This is a genomic window from Treponema sp. R8-4-B8 (genome assembly GCF_054786175.1).
Map to the genome: position 1 here is coordinate 1 of NZ_BDHE01000182.1, position 759 is coordinate 759.

Sequence of the window (759 nt, forward strand, 5' to 3'; positions counted from 1 at the left end):
GTGTCAATTTGGCACCGCAAAAGTTCCCATTCTTTCGGAAACCGTTTTATTCGAGATGTTTCACACGAAGATCACAAAGGTACCAAGATCACAAAGGAAGAAAAGAGGGGATTTTTGTCCGAGGGCTTAGCGTGGGCTTCACGATAAGATAACGGACAAAAATCCCTGATCTTCTCTTTGTGTTCTTTGTTTCTTCGTGAGAAACTTTTTCGAAAAATTTTTAAAAACGGTCAAGCAAAATGGCACTTTCACGCCATATATAGGGAACCTTCTTTTTGAAGGTTCGGGAAAAAACTATTTATGGAGGACATTTATGGAAAATGCCAACGAAAAACACAAGGATACTGTTTTTACGTTCCTTTTCAGTAATCCGGCTCTTTTAAGGGAACTTTATTCGGCGATAAAGGGTATTACCCTTCCAGCAGACGTGCCTATCGACATTAATACGCTTTCAGACGTACTTTACAGGGGGCAGAGAAACGACATTTCGTTTTTACTCGACAACCGGCTCATTGTTCTGATTGAGCACCAGTCAACTATCAATGAAAATATGCCGCTGCGGTGTCTGATGTACGTTGAAAAACTGTATGAAGTAATAACAGACCCCGATGACAAGTTTAAAACTAGGCTTGAAAAAATCCCAAAGCCGGAGTTTATTGTTCTGTACAATGTTATAGACCCGTATCCAGATCACAAAGAGCTAAGGCTTTCAGACGCTTTTGTAAAAACTGACACAATAAAGATTGATTTGCCGTTGGA

The 759-nt window shown here is 40.1% G+C and carries 1 pseudogene; it reads left to right on the forward strand.

Annotated features, from left to right (window positions below):
• Positions 1-313 precede the first annotated feature (313 nt).
• Positions 314-759 (forward strand): annotated as a pseudogene (locus tag ACYVRA_RS07760) (Rpn family recombination-promoting nuclease/putative transposase); the annotation flags it as partial.